This is a genomic window from Streptomyces sp. NPDC051286, from assembly GCF_044455345.1.
Classification (GTDB): Bacteria; Actinomycetota; Actinomycetes; order Streptomycetales; family Streptomycetaceae; genus Streptomyces.
In genome coordinates this window covers 228,421-241,754 of the sequence record NZ_JBITER010000001.1, presented here as the reverse complement: position 1 = coordinate 241,754, position 13,334 = coordinate 228,421, and the positions used below count along the sequence as shown (strand labels likewise).

General features: G+C 71.4%; 11 protein-coding genes. 4 read left to right on the top strand and 7 right to left on the bottom strand.

The genetic code is table 11. The annotated features are described in order from the left end of the window. Positions 1–14: 14 nt before the first annotated feature. The 3 genes from ACIBB8_RS01090 to ACIBB8_RS01080 are packed head-to-tail and all read right to left on the bottom strand — an operon-like array spanning position 15 to position 4,971. A complete protein-coding gene (locus ACIBB8_RS01090) occupies positions 15–1,532 on the bottom strand; it encodes an MFS transporter (RefSeq protein ID WP_398948281.1) in 1,518 nt (505 codons plus the stop codon). 56 nt (positions 1,533–1,588) lie between these two features. Beyond that, the gene (locus tag ACIBB8_RS01085; protein WP_398948280.1) at positions 1,589–2,779 is read right to left on the bottom strand and encodes a lipid-transfer protein; all 1,191 of its coding nucleotides are present in this window, start codon (positions 2,777–2,779) and stop codon (positions 1,589–1,591) included. Between the two features lie 17 nt (positions 2,780–2,796). After that, complete coding sequence (locus ACIBB8_RS01080) at positions 2,797–4,971, bottom strand: acyl-CoA dehydrogenase (RefSeq protein WP_398948279.1); 2,175 nt, start codon at positions 4,969–4,971, stop codon at positions 2,797–2,799. A gap of 272 nt (positions 4,972–5,243) precedes the next feature. Between ACIBB8_RS01080 and ACIBB8_RS01075 the strand changes: the two genes are divergently transcribed. The 4 genes from ACIBB8_RS01075 (at position 5,244) to ACIBB8_RS01060 (ending at position 9,145) form a co-directional block, all read left to right on the top strand. Then, positions 5,244–5,831, top strand: coding sequence for a class I SAM-dependent methyltransferase (locus ACIBB8_RS01075; protein ID WP_398948706.1), 588 nt, complete (start codon positions 5,244–5,246; stop codon positions 5,829–5,831). 217 nt (positions 5,832–6,048) lie between these two features. Next, positions 6,049–6,990, top strand: a complete 942-nt coding sequence (locus ACIBB8_RS01070; RefSeq protein ID WP_398948278.1) for an N-acetylmuramoyl-L-alanine amidase — start codon at positions 6,049–6,051, stop codon at positions 6,988–6,990. A gap of 242 nt (positions 6,991–7,232) precedes the next feature. Beyond that, positions 7,233–8,015 carry a hypothetical protein gene (locus ACIBB8_RS01065; RefSeq protein WP_398948277.1) on the top strand — a complete coding sequence of 261 codons (783 nt, stop codon included), beginning with the start codon at positions 7,233–7,235 and terminating at the stop codon, positions 8,013–8,015. Between the two features lie 116 nt (positions 8,016–8,131). Beyond that, complete coding sequence (locus tag ACIBB8_RS01060; RefSeq protein ID WP_398948276.1) at positions 8,132–9,145, top strand: LLM class F420-dependent oxidoreductase; 1,014 nt, start codon at positions 8,132–8,134, stop codon at positions 9,143–9,145. Positions 9,146–9,171: 26 nt separating this feature from the next. Here the strand turns inward: ACIBB8_RS01060 and ACIBB8_RS01055 are convergent, their stop codons facing one another. From ACIBB8_RS01055 to ACIBB8_RS01040, 4 genes are all read right to left on the bottom strand, one after another. After that, positions 9,172–9,723 (bottom strand): hypothetical protein, encoded by a 552-nt coding sequence (locus ACIBB8_RS01055; RefSeq protein WP_398948275.1) that lies wholly within the window; start codon positions 9,721–9,723, stop codon positions 9,172–9,174. Positions 9,724–9,931: 208 nt separating this feature from the next. Then, the gene (locus ACIBB8_RS01050) at positions 9,932–11,020 is read right to left on the bottom strand and encodes a prenyltransferase (RefSeq protein ID WP_398948274.1); all 1,089 of its coding nucleotides are present in this window, start codon (positions 11,018–11,020) and stop codon (positions 9,932–9,934) included. Beyond that, positions 11,017–11,784, bottom strand: coding sequence for a class I SAM-dependent methyltransferase (locus ACIBB8_RS01045; RefSeq protein WP_398948273.1), 768 nt, complete (start codon positions 11,782–11,784; stop codon positions 11,017–11,019). The genes ACIBB8_RS01050 and ACIBB8_RS01045 overlap by 4 nt, the downstream gene beginning before the upstream one ends. Positions 11,785–11,855: 71 nt before the next feature. After that, on the bottom strand, positions 11,856–13,187 hold the full coding sequence (locus ACIBB8_RS01040; protein ID WP_398948272.1) for a glycosyltransferase family 4 protein: 1,332 nt from the start codon (positions 13,185–13,187) through the stop codon (positions 11,856–11,858). Positions 13,188–13,334 lie beyond the last annotated feature (147 nt).

Genomic DNA, 13,334 nt, shown 5'->3' with positions numbered 1-13,334 from the left:
GCGCCCCGCTGCCCTCAATCGCCGGACCGGCTCGACACGCCCGACGGGCTCGACGCGCGGGACGGAGTCGACGGGCTTGACGTGGCCGACGGGCCGGTCATTACGGAGCGCGACGAGCGGTGGCGCGGCAGCCACAGGGCCATCAGCAGCAGTCCGCCCAGCAGGACCGTGCCGGCTGTCCGGAAGGCCAGCGCGAACCCCGCGGTCAGCTCCTCCGCCCCGGTGCCGCCGCCGGTCCGTGCCGCCGCGACCGTGGAGAGCACGGCGAGACCCAGTGCACCACCCATCGTGCGCGAGGTGTTGACCAGCCCGGAGACCAGACCGGCGTCCCCGGGCGCCGCGCCCGAGGTGGCGAGGGAGGCGAGCGGGGTGGACGCGAACCCCGCACCGGCCATCATCAGGATGCCGGGCCCGCAGATCGACGTGAGGTACGAGCCGTCCGCGCCCATCGTGGACTGCCAGCCGAAGCCCGTGGCGGTGATCGCCAGACCGATCAGGACGAGGTTCTTCGCGCCGACCCGGGCCATGATCCGCGGCGCGAACGTCGAGCCGAGCACGACCGCCAACGAGGTCGGCATCAGGGCCAGTCCGGCCTGCATCGGCGTGTAGTCCAGCACCGACTGCGCGTACACGGTCATGAAGTACCACATCGAGAACGTCGCGGAACCCATCACGATCATCGCCACGTTCGCCGCCGCCACCGCCCGTGTGCCCAGCACCCGGAGCGGCATCAGCGGCACCGCCGTCCGTGCCTCCACCAGGACGAAGAGGGCCAGCAGCACCACCCCGCCGAGCAGCGGCACCAGGGTGGCCGCGGCCGTCCAGCCCTCCTGCTCGGTCTGCACGATGCCGTACGAGACCGTGGCCAGCCCCACCGTGACGAGCACCGCGCCCAGCAGGTCGATACGGTGCCGCCCGCCCGCCCGGCTCTCGGCGAGCCAGACCGTGGCGCCGATCAGGACGAGCACGCCGAACGGCACATTGATCAGCAGGACCCAGCGCCAGGAGAGGAGGTCGGTGAGCACCCCGCCGACCAGTCCGCCGGCCGCGCCGCCGCCGGCGCCGACGGCCATCCATGTGCCGATCGCCCTGGTCCTGGCCGGGCCCTCGGGAACCGCTGCGGTGAGAAGCGTGAGGGTCGCGGGAGACAGCACGGCGGCACCGAGTCCCTGCGCGGCGCGGGCGGCCAGCAGTTGCCAGCCCTCCTGGGCGAACCCGCCGGCGAGTGAGGCGGCGGTGAACAGGCCGAGTCCGACCAGGAACATCCGCTTGCGTCCGTATATGTCGGCGGCGCGCCCGCCGAGGAGCATGAACCCGGCGAACGCGATCGCGTACGCGTTCAGGACCCACTGCAACTGACCGGCACTCAGCCCCAGGTCGGACCGCATGGACGGCAGCGCCACATTGACGACGGACACATCGAGGATGACGAGGAACTGGCCGGTGCAGGCGGCGAGTACCACCGCCCAGGTGCGGGTTTTCTGCCGGATCTGCAGGGGCGTGGGCGCCGTGACGTCAACCATGAGGGTCATACTCGCAGGCGCCCTGCGCCCCGTACATCGGTATATGGCCGGACACCCGGCTCCGCCTATCGGCGCAGGACCGTGACGACAGCCGCACCGCCGAGCCCGATGTTGTGGGCGAGTCCGACCCGGGCACCGGACACCTGCCGGTCGCCTGCCTCGCCGCGGAGCTGCCAGGTGAGTTCGGCGGCCTGGGCGATGCCGGTGGCGCCGAGCGGGTGGCCCTTGGAGATCAGGCCGCCGGACGGGTTGACCACCCAGCGGCCGCCGTAGGTGGTGGCCCCGGACTCGACGAGCTTGCCGGATTCGCCCTCGCCGCACAGGCCGAGCGCCTCGTAGGTGAGGAGTTCGTTGATGGAGAAGCAGTCGTGCAGCTCGATGACGTCGAGATCCGCGGCCGAGAGCCCCGAGGTGTCGTACACCTGCCGGGCGGCGGCGCGGGACATGGGCAGTCCCACGGCATCGATGCAGGTGCCGGAGGCGAACGACTCTCCGGTGTCGGTCGTCATGGCCTGGGCGGCGATCTCGACGGCCCTGTCCTCCAGCCCGTGGCTCGCGACGAAGCGTTCCGACACGACGACGGCTGCGGCCGCCCCGTCGGACGTGGGCGAGCACTGGAGTTTGGTCAGCGGGCGGTGGATGGTCCTGGCGGCGAGGATCTCGTCGACCGTGTACGCGTCCTGGAACTGGGCGTACGGGTTGTTCACCGAGTGCCGGTGGTTCTTGGCGCCGACCGCTGCGAGCTGCGCCTCGGTCGTCCCGTACCGCTCCATGTGTTCGCGGGCCGCGTTGCCGAAGATCTGGGCGGTGGGCGGGGACATCTCGAAGCCGTGGGCGGCGGCCATGATCCCGTAGTGCCGGGCGACGGGCGAGGTCCTGAAGTCCGCTCCGCCGTCGGCCCCGCTCCCCAGCGACCCGCGCGTCATCTTCTCGAAGCCGAGCGCGAGTACGCAGTCGCTGATGCCGCCCTCGACGAACTGCCGGGCCAGCATCAGCGCGGTGGATCCGGTGGCACAGTTGTTGTTGACGTTGTAGACGGGTACGCCGGTCAGTCCGAGCTCGTACGCGGCGCGCTGGCCGGCCGTGGAGGCCTGGAAGCAGTAGCCGACGGGAACCTGCTGCACCTCCTCGTAGGCGACCGAGGCGTCGGCGAGCGCGGCGTTCCCCGCCTCCTTCGCCATGTCCCAGTACTGCCAGTCGCGTGTCTCCGGCTTCTCGAACTTCGTCATCCCGACACCGACGATGTACGCCTTCATGGCGAGGTCACGTCCCTTCAGTCACGCGGGAGGCCGAGCATGCGCTCGGCGACGACATTGAGCTGAACCTGGGTGGTGCCGCCCGCGATGGTCAGACAGCGGGACATCAGAAATCCGTGCAGGGCCCGGTCCCCGGGACCTTCCGCGGTCGCGCCCGCCGGTCCGAGCAGTTCCAGGGCAAGTTCGGCGACCTTCTGCTGGTGGGTGGTCTGGACGAGCTTGCGTACCGAGGCTCCGGCGCCCTGCTCCAGTCCGGACACCTGCTGCAGAGTGGTCCGCAGTCCGATGCAGGCGAGCGCGTGCGCCTCGGCGGCGAGGGCGCCGATCCGCGCCCGGTAGGTGCCGTCGAGCTCGCCGGAGCCGGCGATGAGCGCTTCCAGTCCGGTGTCGAAGGTCATCTGGTCGGCCATGTGCACGCGTTCGTTGCCGAGGGTGTTGCGGGCGACCCGCCAGCCGTCGCCCACGTCGCCGACGACGGCGTCGGCGGGCAGCAGGACGTCGTCGAAGTACACCTCGTTGAAGAGGGAGTCGCCGGTGATCTCCTTCAGCGGGCGGATGTCGATGCCTTCGGTGTTCTTCATGTCGACGAGGAAGTAGCTGAGCCCCTCGTGCTTGGGCACGTCCGGGTCGGTCCTGGCGAGCAGGATGCCGTGATCGGCCCACTGGGCGGCGCTCGTCCAGACCTTCTGGCCGTTGATCCGCCAGCCCTCGGCGGTCCGCTCGGCCTTCGTGCGCAGCGAGGCGAGGTCGGAGCCGGCGCCGGGCTCGGAGAACAACTGACACCAGAGGAGTTCGCCGCGCAGGGTGGGCATGAGGTAGCGGTCCTGCTGGTCCGGTGTCCCGTACGCGAGGAGCGACGGCACCACCCAGGTGGCGATCCCCAGGTCGCTCACCCTCACACCCTGCTCCTTCAACTCCTGTTGCACGGCGAGCTGGTGGAGAGGCCCGGCGTCCAGACCGTAGGGGGCCGGCAGATGTGGTGCGGCGTAGCCGGTCGGGGCGAGGACGCGGCGGGCGGCCTTCGGGTCGAGCCCCTGGGCGGCGGCGACGGCCTCGCGCGCCTCGGCACGATGACGGTCGGCCTCGGCAGGGAGTTCGAGGGTGAGTTCGCGGCGCGCTCCGCCCTCGGCCAGCCGAAGAGCCCGCAGCCGGTGCGCGTCCCCCGCCCCCAGCAGCTGCCGTGCCACGAGCGCCCGGCGCAGATGGAGGTGGGCGTCGTGCTCCCAGGTGAAGCCGATGCCGCCGAGGACCTGGATGGAGTCCTTGGCGCAGCTGTACGCGGCGTCGAGCGCGGTGCCTGCGGCAAGGGCGGCGACCAGTCCCCGTACCTTCGGGGCTTCGTCCGCCGCGCGGGCGGCGTCCCACACCAGGGCGCGGGCCTGTTCGACGCGGACGAGCATGTCGGCGCAGAGGTGCTTGATGCCCTGGAACTGCCCGATGGGGCGGCCGAACTGTTCGCGGACCTTGGCGTGCTCGACGGCGGTGTCCAGCGCCCGGGAGGCGGTGCCGCACGCCTCGGCGGCGAGCAGGACCGCGGCGAGATCACGGACGGCCGCGGAGTCGATCCCTACGGCACGGTCCGCGGGTACGAGTACGCCGTCGGCCCGGACCTCGGCGGTGGGGCGGGTCGGGTCGGCGCCGCGGTGCGGGCGCACGGTGAGCCCCTCGGCGGCGGTGTCGACGGCGAACCAGCGGGTGCCGGAGGCCGATTCGGCGGGGAGCAGGAGCAGGTCGGCGTCGGCACCGGAGAGCACGGGTGGAGCCGTGCCGTCGAGAAGGTGACCGTCCTCGCCCTCCACGACGGTGAGGGTGCCGGGGCCGAGGGCGACGGCGCCGACGCGGGTACCGGCGGCGAGGGCGCCCAGCAGGTCGCTCCGGTCCGCGTCGCCCAGCACCGCCGAGGCGAGCGCGTTCGCCAGGTACGGGCCGGGGAGCGCGGCCCGTCCCGCCTCCTCAAGAACCACGGCGAGGTCGAGGAGTGTGCCGCCTGCTCCGCCGTGCTCCGCCGGCAGATGGATGCCGAGCAGCCCCTGCTCGCCCAGACCGTCCCAGTAGCCGGGGCGCACGCCGGGTGCGGAAGGGGTACTCGCGTCGAGGAGCTTGCGGATCTCGTCCGGGGGCACGGCGCGCGCCAGCCACCCCCGTACGGCCTGCGCCAACTCCCGCTGTTCCTGGGTGATTCCGATGCCCATGTACGGATCCTCGCCGGTCGCTGCCACTGGAACGGCGCAAGAGTAGAACACGTTCCAATCTGACGGAAGGTCAGATGGTCGCACGGTTTCGGCCAAGTACCGCTCCGCACCGGGTGTCGGCCCGGTCGGCGCAAGCCACCCCCGCCGACACCGCCGACCGGCCCGTACGGCACGATGAGGCGCCGTTTCATTCCCGTACGACCAGGAGGAACCCCGTGGCCGCCGAGCCCGAGCCGGAGATTCTCGCTGCCTTCCAAGCGGCCAAGGGCTTCATGCCGGTGGTCGAGGGGCTCGCCCTCCACGCGGCCGCCACCGACGCCGCCGCGCTCGGTCTGCCGCTGCTGGAGGTCGGGACGTACTGCGGGCGGTCCACGATCCTGCTCGCCGACGTCGCCCGGGCGGCCGGTGTGACCGCACTCACTGTCGACCATCACCGGGGCAGCGAGGAGCAGCAGCCGGGCTGGGAGTACCACGACCCGACGGTCGTGGACCCGGAGGTCGGCCGGATGGACACGCTGCCGACCTTCCGCCGCACGCTGCACGCGGCGGGCCTCGAAGACCACATCGTGGCGCTCGTCGGCCGGTCCCCGCAGGTCGCGGCCATCTGGGGCGGGCAGCTCGGCTTCGTCTTCATCGACGGCGGGCACACCGACGAGCATGCGAACGGCGACTACGAGGGCTGGGCGCCGCATGTCGCCGAGGGCGGGCTGCTCGTGATCCACGACGTGTTCCCCGATCCCGCGCACGGTGGTCAGGCGCCGTACCGGGTGTACCTGCGGGCGCTGGAGTCCGGGGCGTTCACCGAGGTGTCGGCCACGGACTCGCTGCGCGTCCTGCGCCGTACCGGAACGGGGATCTGACGGCCTGGTGCGCGCTAGAGAGTGGATCAGCGAGCGGGGTCATGGGGCTTCGAATCCAAGGCGGAGGAGGGAGGCGACGCGAAGGGGGCCCCTCCCATGCCTTCAAGGCCATGGGGGAGTCGTGGACCGACGACAACGCCGGAGGCGGAGTCGCATGACGCCGGGAGCCCGCTCGCTATCGTGCACCAGGCCGTGAGCCGCCCGATAGCATCGCGACGTGCCGTACGACACCAGCGTTCCTCCCGCCTCTCACCCCGCGCGGCGCCGCCGGGCCCTGCTCGCCGCTGCCGCGCTGGGCTGCGCGTGCCTGATCGCGGGCTGCGGCGGTGGCAGTGGTGGTGGAGCGGCAGGGCAGCCGCGCGAGGGCGGTGGTGGCACGTCGTCCCCGCCGTCCCTGTCGCCTTCGCCCGCGAAAAGCGGTCCGGCGGCGAGGACGACGTCGGTGCCGCCCTCCCCGTCGAAGCCCGCGAGCCGCACGGTGTCCGGGCCGCTGTCGGGGAAGACGGTCGTGATCGACCCCGGGCACAACCCACGCAACCGCGAGCACACCCGCGAGATCGGCCGCCAGGTGGACATCGGCACCGCGCACAAGGAGTGCGACACCACCGGTACGTCCACCGACTCGGGTTACGCCGAGGCCGAGTTCACCCTCGACGTGTCGCACCGGCTGCGGGCGCTCCTGCAGGCGCAGGGCGCCGAGGTGGTCCTCACATACGACAACGACCGCCCCTACGGGCCGTGCGTCGACGAGCGGGCCCGGATCGGCAACAACGCCGGGGCCGATGCGGTCGTGTCGGTGCACGCGGACGGTTCCGCGGCCGGCAACCGCGGCTTCCATGTGATTCTTCCCGCACTCGTGCGCGGCGGGGCGGCGGACACCTCGAAAATCGTCGAACCGTCGCGCGAGCTCGGCACCCGGATCGCCGGTTACTTCGTCCGCGCTACCGGAAGTGCGCCTTCCAATTACGTGGGCGGCAATACGGGGCTGGACACCCGCAAGGATCTGGGCGGACTCAATTTGTCCACGGTACCCAAGGTGTTCATCGAGTGCGGCAATATGCGTGACCCGAAGGACGCCGTCCTGCTCACCAGCGCGGACTGGCGCCAGAAGGCCGCACAGGGCATTGCGACTGGCATCAGTTCCTACCTGCGCGGGTAAGCACGTGTAGTTATGCGGGGATTGTGCGGCGGTTATGCAGGGTTATTCGGGGGGATGACCGTCCAAGGTCCGGGCCAGGACACAACCCGCCCGGGCAGACGATAGATTCATCCGTACGATGCGGAGCCGCCCCCGGGCTTCGCGCCGTGCCCGCCGCACCGGCGGCAGCGACGACCGCCCCGACGAGACGACCGACTAAGGACCTTCACGTGGATATCCGCTCACTCACTAGAGGCGATGGCGTGGTGATCGGAGCAGCGGTGGTGCTGTTCATCGCCTCTTTCCTCGATTTCATCTCCTACAAGGGCCTCACCGTCGACGCGCCGAACGCCTGGGACTCGCTGGGCAATGCGATCGGCGTCTACCTGGTCGGGGTGATCGGTGCGGCACTCATCGTGCTCTCCCATTCGCAGCCTCAGCCCCGCAAGGTCGTCGGCCTGGAACTCGGCCAGTTCGGTGTCGCGGCCACGCTCTTCAGCGCGTGGAACATCTTCTGGACGATCATCGACCTCGGCGAGGTCGACGCCGGTGCCGGTCTCGTCCTCGGCCTGATCGCCTCGCTCGCGCTGGCCGGCGGCGCGGTCGCCACCCCGCTGGTTCCCGCGCTGAAGGCGCCCCTGATGGGCGCCCCGCGCCCGCAGACCGTGCAGGCGCCGTACGGCGGCCAGCCGCAGCCCGGCCAGGGGTACGGCTACCCGGGTGCCCAGCAGCAGCCGTACGGTGCGCAGCCGGGTCAGCCCCAGCCGTACGGTGCCCAGCCGCAGCCCGGTCAGCCCGACCCCACCCAGGCGCAGCAGGCCCCGCAGGGCGGCGCCGCACCGGCCGGCGACTTCACGCCGTTCTGGTTCGCCGTGCCCGTGGCCCGTCCGCTGTACGGCGAGGACGGTTCACCGAGCCCGATCGCCGAACTGGCGCCGGGCACCTGGTACCTCGCCGTCGAGCAGCGTGGTCCGAGCCTCATCGCCCAGACCCAGGACGGCCGCCGTGGCGTTCTGCAGGACACCACGGGCATCCAGCGCGGCTGACAGCACTTCCGCTCCGCGGCCCCTCGCCCCTTCCGGGCGGGGGGCCGCTGCCGTACTCTCCGTCCATACGCAGCGATCTGACGTTTCGTCAGTTCGAGAGGGCTGGAGGGACCGGTATGCGGCTCGGACTCGCTCTCGGCTACTGGGGCCGCGGCCCGAACCCCGCCCACCTGGAACTCGCCCGCGAAGCGGAACAGCTGGGCTACGACTCGGTGTGGACGGCGGAGGCCTGGGGCTCCGACGCCTTCACCCCGCTGACCTGGATCGCGGCGCACACCTCCCGCATCCGGCTGGGCACCGGCATCGCGCAGATGGCGGCGCGCACCCCGACCGCGACGGCCATGCATGCGCTGACCCTCGACCACCTCTCCGGCGGCCGCATGATGCTCGGGCTCGGGCTGTCAGGGCCCCAGGTGGTGGAGGGCTGGTACGGGCGCCCGTTCCCGAAGAGCCCGCTGACCGCCACCCGCGAGTACGTCGAGGTCGTCCGTCAAGTAATGAGGCGCGAGGCCCCTGTTGAGCTGGACGGGCGGTTCCACTCCCATCCGTACACCGGTCCGGACGCGACCGGGCTCGGCAAACCGCTGAAGCCGATCACCCATCCGCTGCGGGCCGGGATGCCCGTACTGCTGGGTGCCGAAGGCCCGAAGAACATCGCGCAGACGACCCGGATCGCGGACGGCTGGCTGCCGCTGTACTGGTCGCCGCTGCGGACCGATGTGTACGAGGCGTCGCTGACCGGGCTCCCCGACGACTTCATGATCGCGCCGATGACCCGCGCGCACGTCTGTGACGACGTCACGGAAGGCCTGCTGCCGGTGAAGGCGATGCTCGGCTTCTACATCGGCGGGATGGGACACGCCGCCCGTAACTTCCACGCCGACCTGATGGCACGGATGGGCTTCGCGGAGGAGGCGCGGCGGATCCAACAGCTGTTCCTCCAAGGCCGCAAGGAGGAGGCGGTGCTGGCCGTGCCGGACGCGTTCGCCGATGAGATCTCGCTCGTCGGACCGCGTGAACGGATCGCGGAACGGCTGGAGTTGTGGCGCGAGGGCCCGGTGACCGACCTGCTGGTCACGGCACCGGACCCCCACACCCTGCGCGTACTGGCAGACCTCAACAGCGCCTGAACGGCCGTCGCTCTGCGCACATCCGGTTACCCACCGAGCTGGGAGGCGGACGGCACCTTGTCCTTCACCTCGGCGCCCGCGCTCTTGCCCGCGTCCTTGATGCCGCTGATGACGTTCTCGAAGGCAGTGACGTCCCCCGCGCCCGCCTCGCCCGTGCGGAGCTTGTCCCCGAGCCCCTTGAGCGACTCGATGCCCACCGTCAGCGGCGCGACCGCCTTCGACAGCAGCGGGTCACCCTTGGCGTTCTCCGCGGCCGCCTTGAGCCGGTTGTACGCGAACCCGCCCGCGAGCCCCGCCTTGACCAGTGCGAACTTCCGCCCGTCGGCGCCCTTCTTGAACTTGCCCGCACGGTACGGCTTCACGATCCACTGATACGTGGCACCCGCCGCGAGCCCCGCGTTGGCGACGAACCGCGTCTTCGCGAGCTTCTGCTTCTCCGCCGACGCAGTGCCGCTCGGGGACGGGGAGGAGCTCGCACTGCTGCCGGAGCCCTTGCCGCACGCGGTGACGCCCACCAACACGGTGCACGACAGCAGCAACGCCACGAACAGACTGCGGAGCGGTACGGAACGGGGCACAGCGGGCCTCCCTGGACGGGCTCACGGCGAGTTCTGCGGTGAGTGACGCGGTTCGGCACTCCAGGCCAGGCTCGTCCCGGCCCGGGTGCCGCGCCACTCAGGAGGCGCCGTCCGGGTTCCGGGCCGCGGAAAGCGGCATGCGGTGGCGGGCCGCATCCGCCGCTACTGACCCGCCGGTGAGGAGGCGCTCAGTGGTCCGCGCGGACCATCAGGTGCGCGGAGCCGCATCGCAGCAGTCCGGCTCCAGCCCCTTCGGCAGCCGTTCGCCGCTGAAGACCGCGGTCGTCGCCTCGTCGCCTCCCAGAGCGGCCACCGCGAGCAGCAGCGAGCCGGCGGTCCAGGTGGTGTGCTCCTCCGGCCAGAATGCCCGGTTGCCCTCGAAGACGTAACCGGTCCAGTACATGCCGCCCTCGGCGCGCAGGTGCTGGACGGACTGGAGAATCTCCAGCGCCCGGTCGGACTCGCCCATCACCCAGAGCGCCAGGGCGAGTTCGCAGCTCTCACCGCCCGTGACCCAGGGGTTGGGCAGCACACAGCGCACCCCGAGGCCCGGGACGACGAAGCGGTCCCAGGCTTCCTCGATCCGTTCCTTGGCGGCCGTTCCGGTGAGCGCTCCGCCGAGGACCGGGTAGTACCAGTCCATCGAGTAGCGGCTCTTGTCGAGGAAGCGCTCGGGGTGGTTGCGGATCGCGTGCGCGAGCGCACCGGTGGCCAGCTCCCAGTCGGGCTGCGGCTCTTCGCGCTGTTCGGCGATGGCGAGTGCACAGCGCAGCGCCTGGTGGATGGAGGAGCAGCCGGTCAGCAGCGCGTCGTCGACCGGGGTGCCGTCGGGTTCACGCTTCCAGCCGATCTGCCCACCGGGCTGCTGGAGCCGCAGGACGAATTCGACGGCCGCGTAGACGGTCGGCCACATCCGGTCGATGAACGCGTCGTCGCCGGTGGCGAGGTAGTGGTGCCAGACGCCGACCGCCACGTACGCGCAGAAGTTGGACTCCTGACTCCGGTCGGTCGGCCGGTCCGGGTCGCCGTCGTGGTAGGCGGCGTACCAGGAGCCGTCCTCGTTCTGGTGCCGGGCCAGCCAGTCGTAGGCGCGTTCCGCCGCGGCGTGCTCACCCGCGGCGTCGAGGGCCATGGCGGCCTCGGTGTGGTCCCACGGGTCGAGATGGTGACCGCGGAACCAGGGCAGCGCGCCGTCCTCGCACTGCACGGCGAGCAGCGCGGCGACGGTCTCGGTGGCCTGCTCGGCGGTGAGCACTCCGGGCAGGACGAGGTGTTCGGTCTGCTCGGGAGTGGTCACGCCTCGGCCTTCGAAAGGTCGTCCGCGGCGGCGGCCCTGGGCAGGTGCGGCTTGGTGGCGTAGGCGACGAAGCTCTTGCCGACGACCGGGTTGAGCAGCTGCTCGGCGACCCGGGTGACGGCCGGCTTCTTCATGATGTCCCAGACCAGCAGCTTGTGGTACGCGCGGACCGGGAGCGCCGCGTCGTCGCCGTCGCGGCCGACTCCGAACGCGCACTTCAGCCACCAGTACGGCGAGTGCAGGGCGTGGGCGTGGTGGGTGCCGTACGGCTTGAGACCGGCGCCGCGGATCTTGTCCAGGAGTTCATCGGCCTTGTAGATGCGGATGTGGCCGCCCTCGACCTCGTGATACGCGTCGGAGAGCGTCCAGCAGATCTTCTCGGGGCCGTACCGCGGCACGGTGATGGCGATCCGGCCGCCGGGCTTGAGGACCCGGACCATCTCGGCGAGCACGCCCTTGTCGTCGGGGATGTGCTCCATCACCTCGGAGATGATGACGACGTCGAAGGACTCGTCGGGGAACGGCAGGTTGAGCGCGTCGCCCTCCATCGCGGTGGCGGTGGCGCCCTCGGGGGCCTCACCGGCCTCCTTCATCGCCGCGAACCACTTCGCGACCTCGCGGATCTCCTCGCCGTTCTGGTCGAGAGCCACCACCTGGGCGCCGCGCCGGTAGCACTCGAAGGCGTGGCGTCCGGCGCCGCAGCCCAGATCGAGCACTCGGTCGCCGGCGGCGAGCGGGAAGCGGGTGAAGTCCACGGTCAGCACGAATGCCTGCTTTCGCGGTCGGGGGTCGAGGAGGGGTCAGGGAGCCGGGACGGCGAGGACGGGCGCCGGGGTCACCGACGGCTGCCGGAGTGCGTGGTGGCGGCGCGGGCGGCGATCGCCTGCCGGTAGAGCTCCGCGGTGCCGATGGCCGCCTGCTTCCAGGTGAACCGGGACAGCACCCGTTCGCGGCCCGCGGCGCCGAGCCGGGCCCGCAGTTCGGGGTCGCCCAGCAGCCGGGCGAGTGCGGCGGCCAGCGCCCCGGCGTCGGCGGGCGGCACGGCCAGGCAGGTCTCGCCGTCCGGGCCGGCCACCTCGGGGATCGCACCGCCGGTGGTGGCGACGAGCGGGGTGCCGGTGGCCATGGCCTCGGCGGCGGGCAGCGAGAATCCCTCGTACAACGAGGGGACACAGGCGATCTCGGCGCTCCGCACCAGGTCGACGAGTTCGGCGTCGCTGATGCCCTTGACGAACTCGACGGCGTCCTGGAGTCCGTACCGCTCGATGGCCTGAGCGACCGGTCCGTCCTCGGCCCGCTTGCCGACGACCACGAGGTGCGCCTGCGGGTTCTCGGTACGGAGCTCGGCGAGCGCCTCGACGAGGTGGACGAGGCCCTTCAGCGGGACGTCGGCACTGGAGGTGGTGACGATCCGGCCCGGCACCTCGGCGATCTTCGGGTCGGGCGACCACAGGTCGGTGTCCGCACCGATGTGGACGACGTGGATCCGGTCCTGCCGCACCCCGAGGTGGTCGACGATCTCCTGCTTGGAGGAGCCGGAGACGGTGAGGACCGACGGCAGCCGGCGCGCGACCCGCTTCTGCATGCGGGTGAAGGCGTACCAGCGGCGCACGGAGGCGCGGCGGCGACGGCTGCCGGCGGCGTCCAGCTCCACCTGCCGGTCGACGGTGATCGGGTGGTGGATGGTGGTGACGAGCGGGGCGCCGAGATCCGCCAACAGCCCGTACCCGAGTGTCTGGTTGTCGTGGATGACGTCGAACTCGCCGCGGCGGGAGGCGAGATGGCGGCGGGCCCGGAGGCTGAAAGTGAGCGGTTCCGGGAAACCGCCGGTCCACATGGTGGCGACCTCGGCGACGTCGATCCAGTCCCGGTACTCGCCGCGAGCGGGGGTGCGGAACGGGTCGGGCTGGCGGTAGAGGTCCAGGCTCGGCAACTCGGTGAGCGGGACGCCCTCGTCGAGTACGGGATAGGGCTGGGCGCCGATCACCTCGACGCTGTGGCCGAGGCGGGCGAGCTCGCGGCCGAGGTGGCGTACGTACACACCCTGACCGCCGCAGAACGGGTTGCCCTTGTAGGTGAGAAGTGCGATGCGCAGGGGTCGCCCGTCGGTGCTGCCCGCCGCGTGGCCGCCCGCGCGGGGGCCCGCTTCTATGGCCTCAGCGGTCACACTCGGCCCCCTTCTCACTGCGTGTTCGCCGGAGCGTAACCGCTCACGCTAATCTAGAACAAGTTTCAGACTGGATCGTTCAATGAGCTACGAATCTACCGGCAGGTAGCGTCGAGGCAACGGCCGGATCAGGTGATTCGCGCCACC

What these genes read in the sequence shown, in the direction of transcription:
- ACIBB8_RS01060 (WP_398948276.1), top strand. Translation starts at nt 8,132, where the DNA reads ATGCGGCTCGGACTCGCTCTCGGCTACTGGGGCCGCGGCCCGAACCCC.
- ACIBB8_RS01075 (WP_398948706.1), top strand. Translation starts at nt 5,244, where the DNA reads ATGCCGGTGGTCGAGGGGCTCGCCCTCCACGCGGCCGCCACCGACGCC.
- ACIBB8_RS01080 (WP_398948279.1), bottom strand. Translation starts at nt 4,971, where the DNA reads ATGGGCATCGGAATCACCCAGGAACAGCGGGAGTTGGCGCAGGCCGTA.
- ACIBB8_RS01090 (WP_398948281.1), bottom strand. Translation starts at nt 1,532, where the DNA reads ATGACCCTCATGGTTGACGTCACGGCGCCCACGCCCCTGCAGATCCGG.
- ACIBB8_RS01085 (WP_398948280.1), bottom strand. Translation starts at nt 2,779, where the DNA reads ATGAAGGCGTACATCGTCGGTGTCGGGATGACGAAGTTCGAGAAGCCG.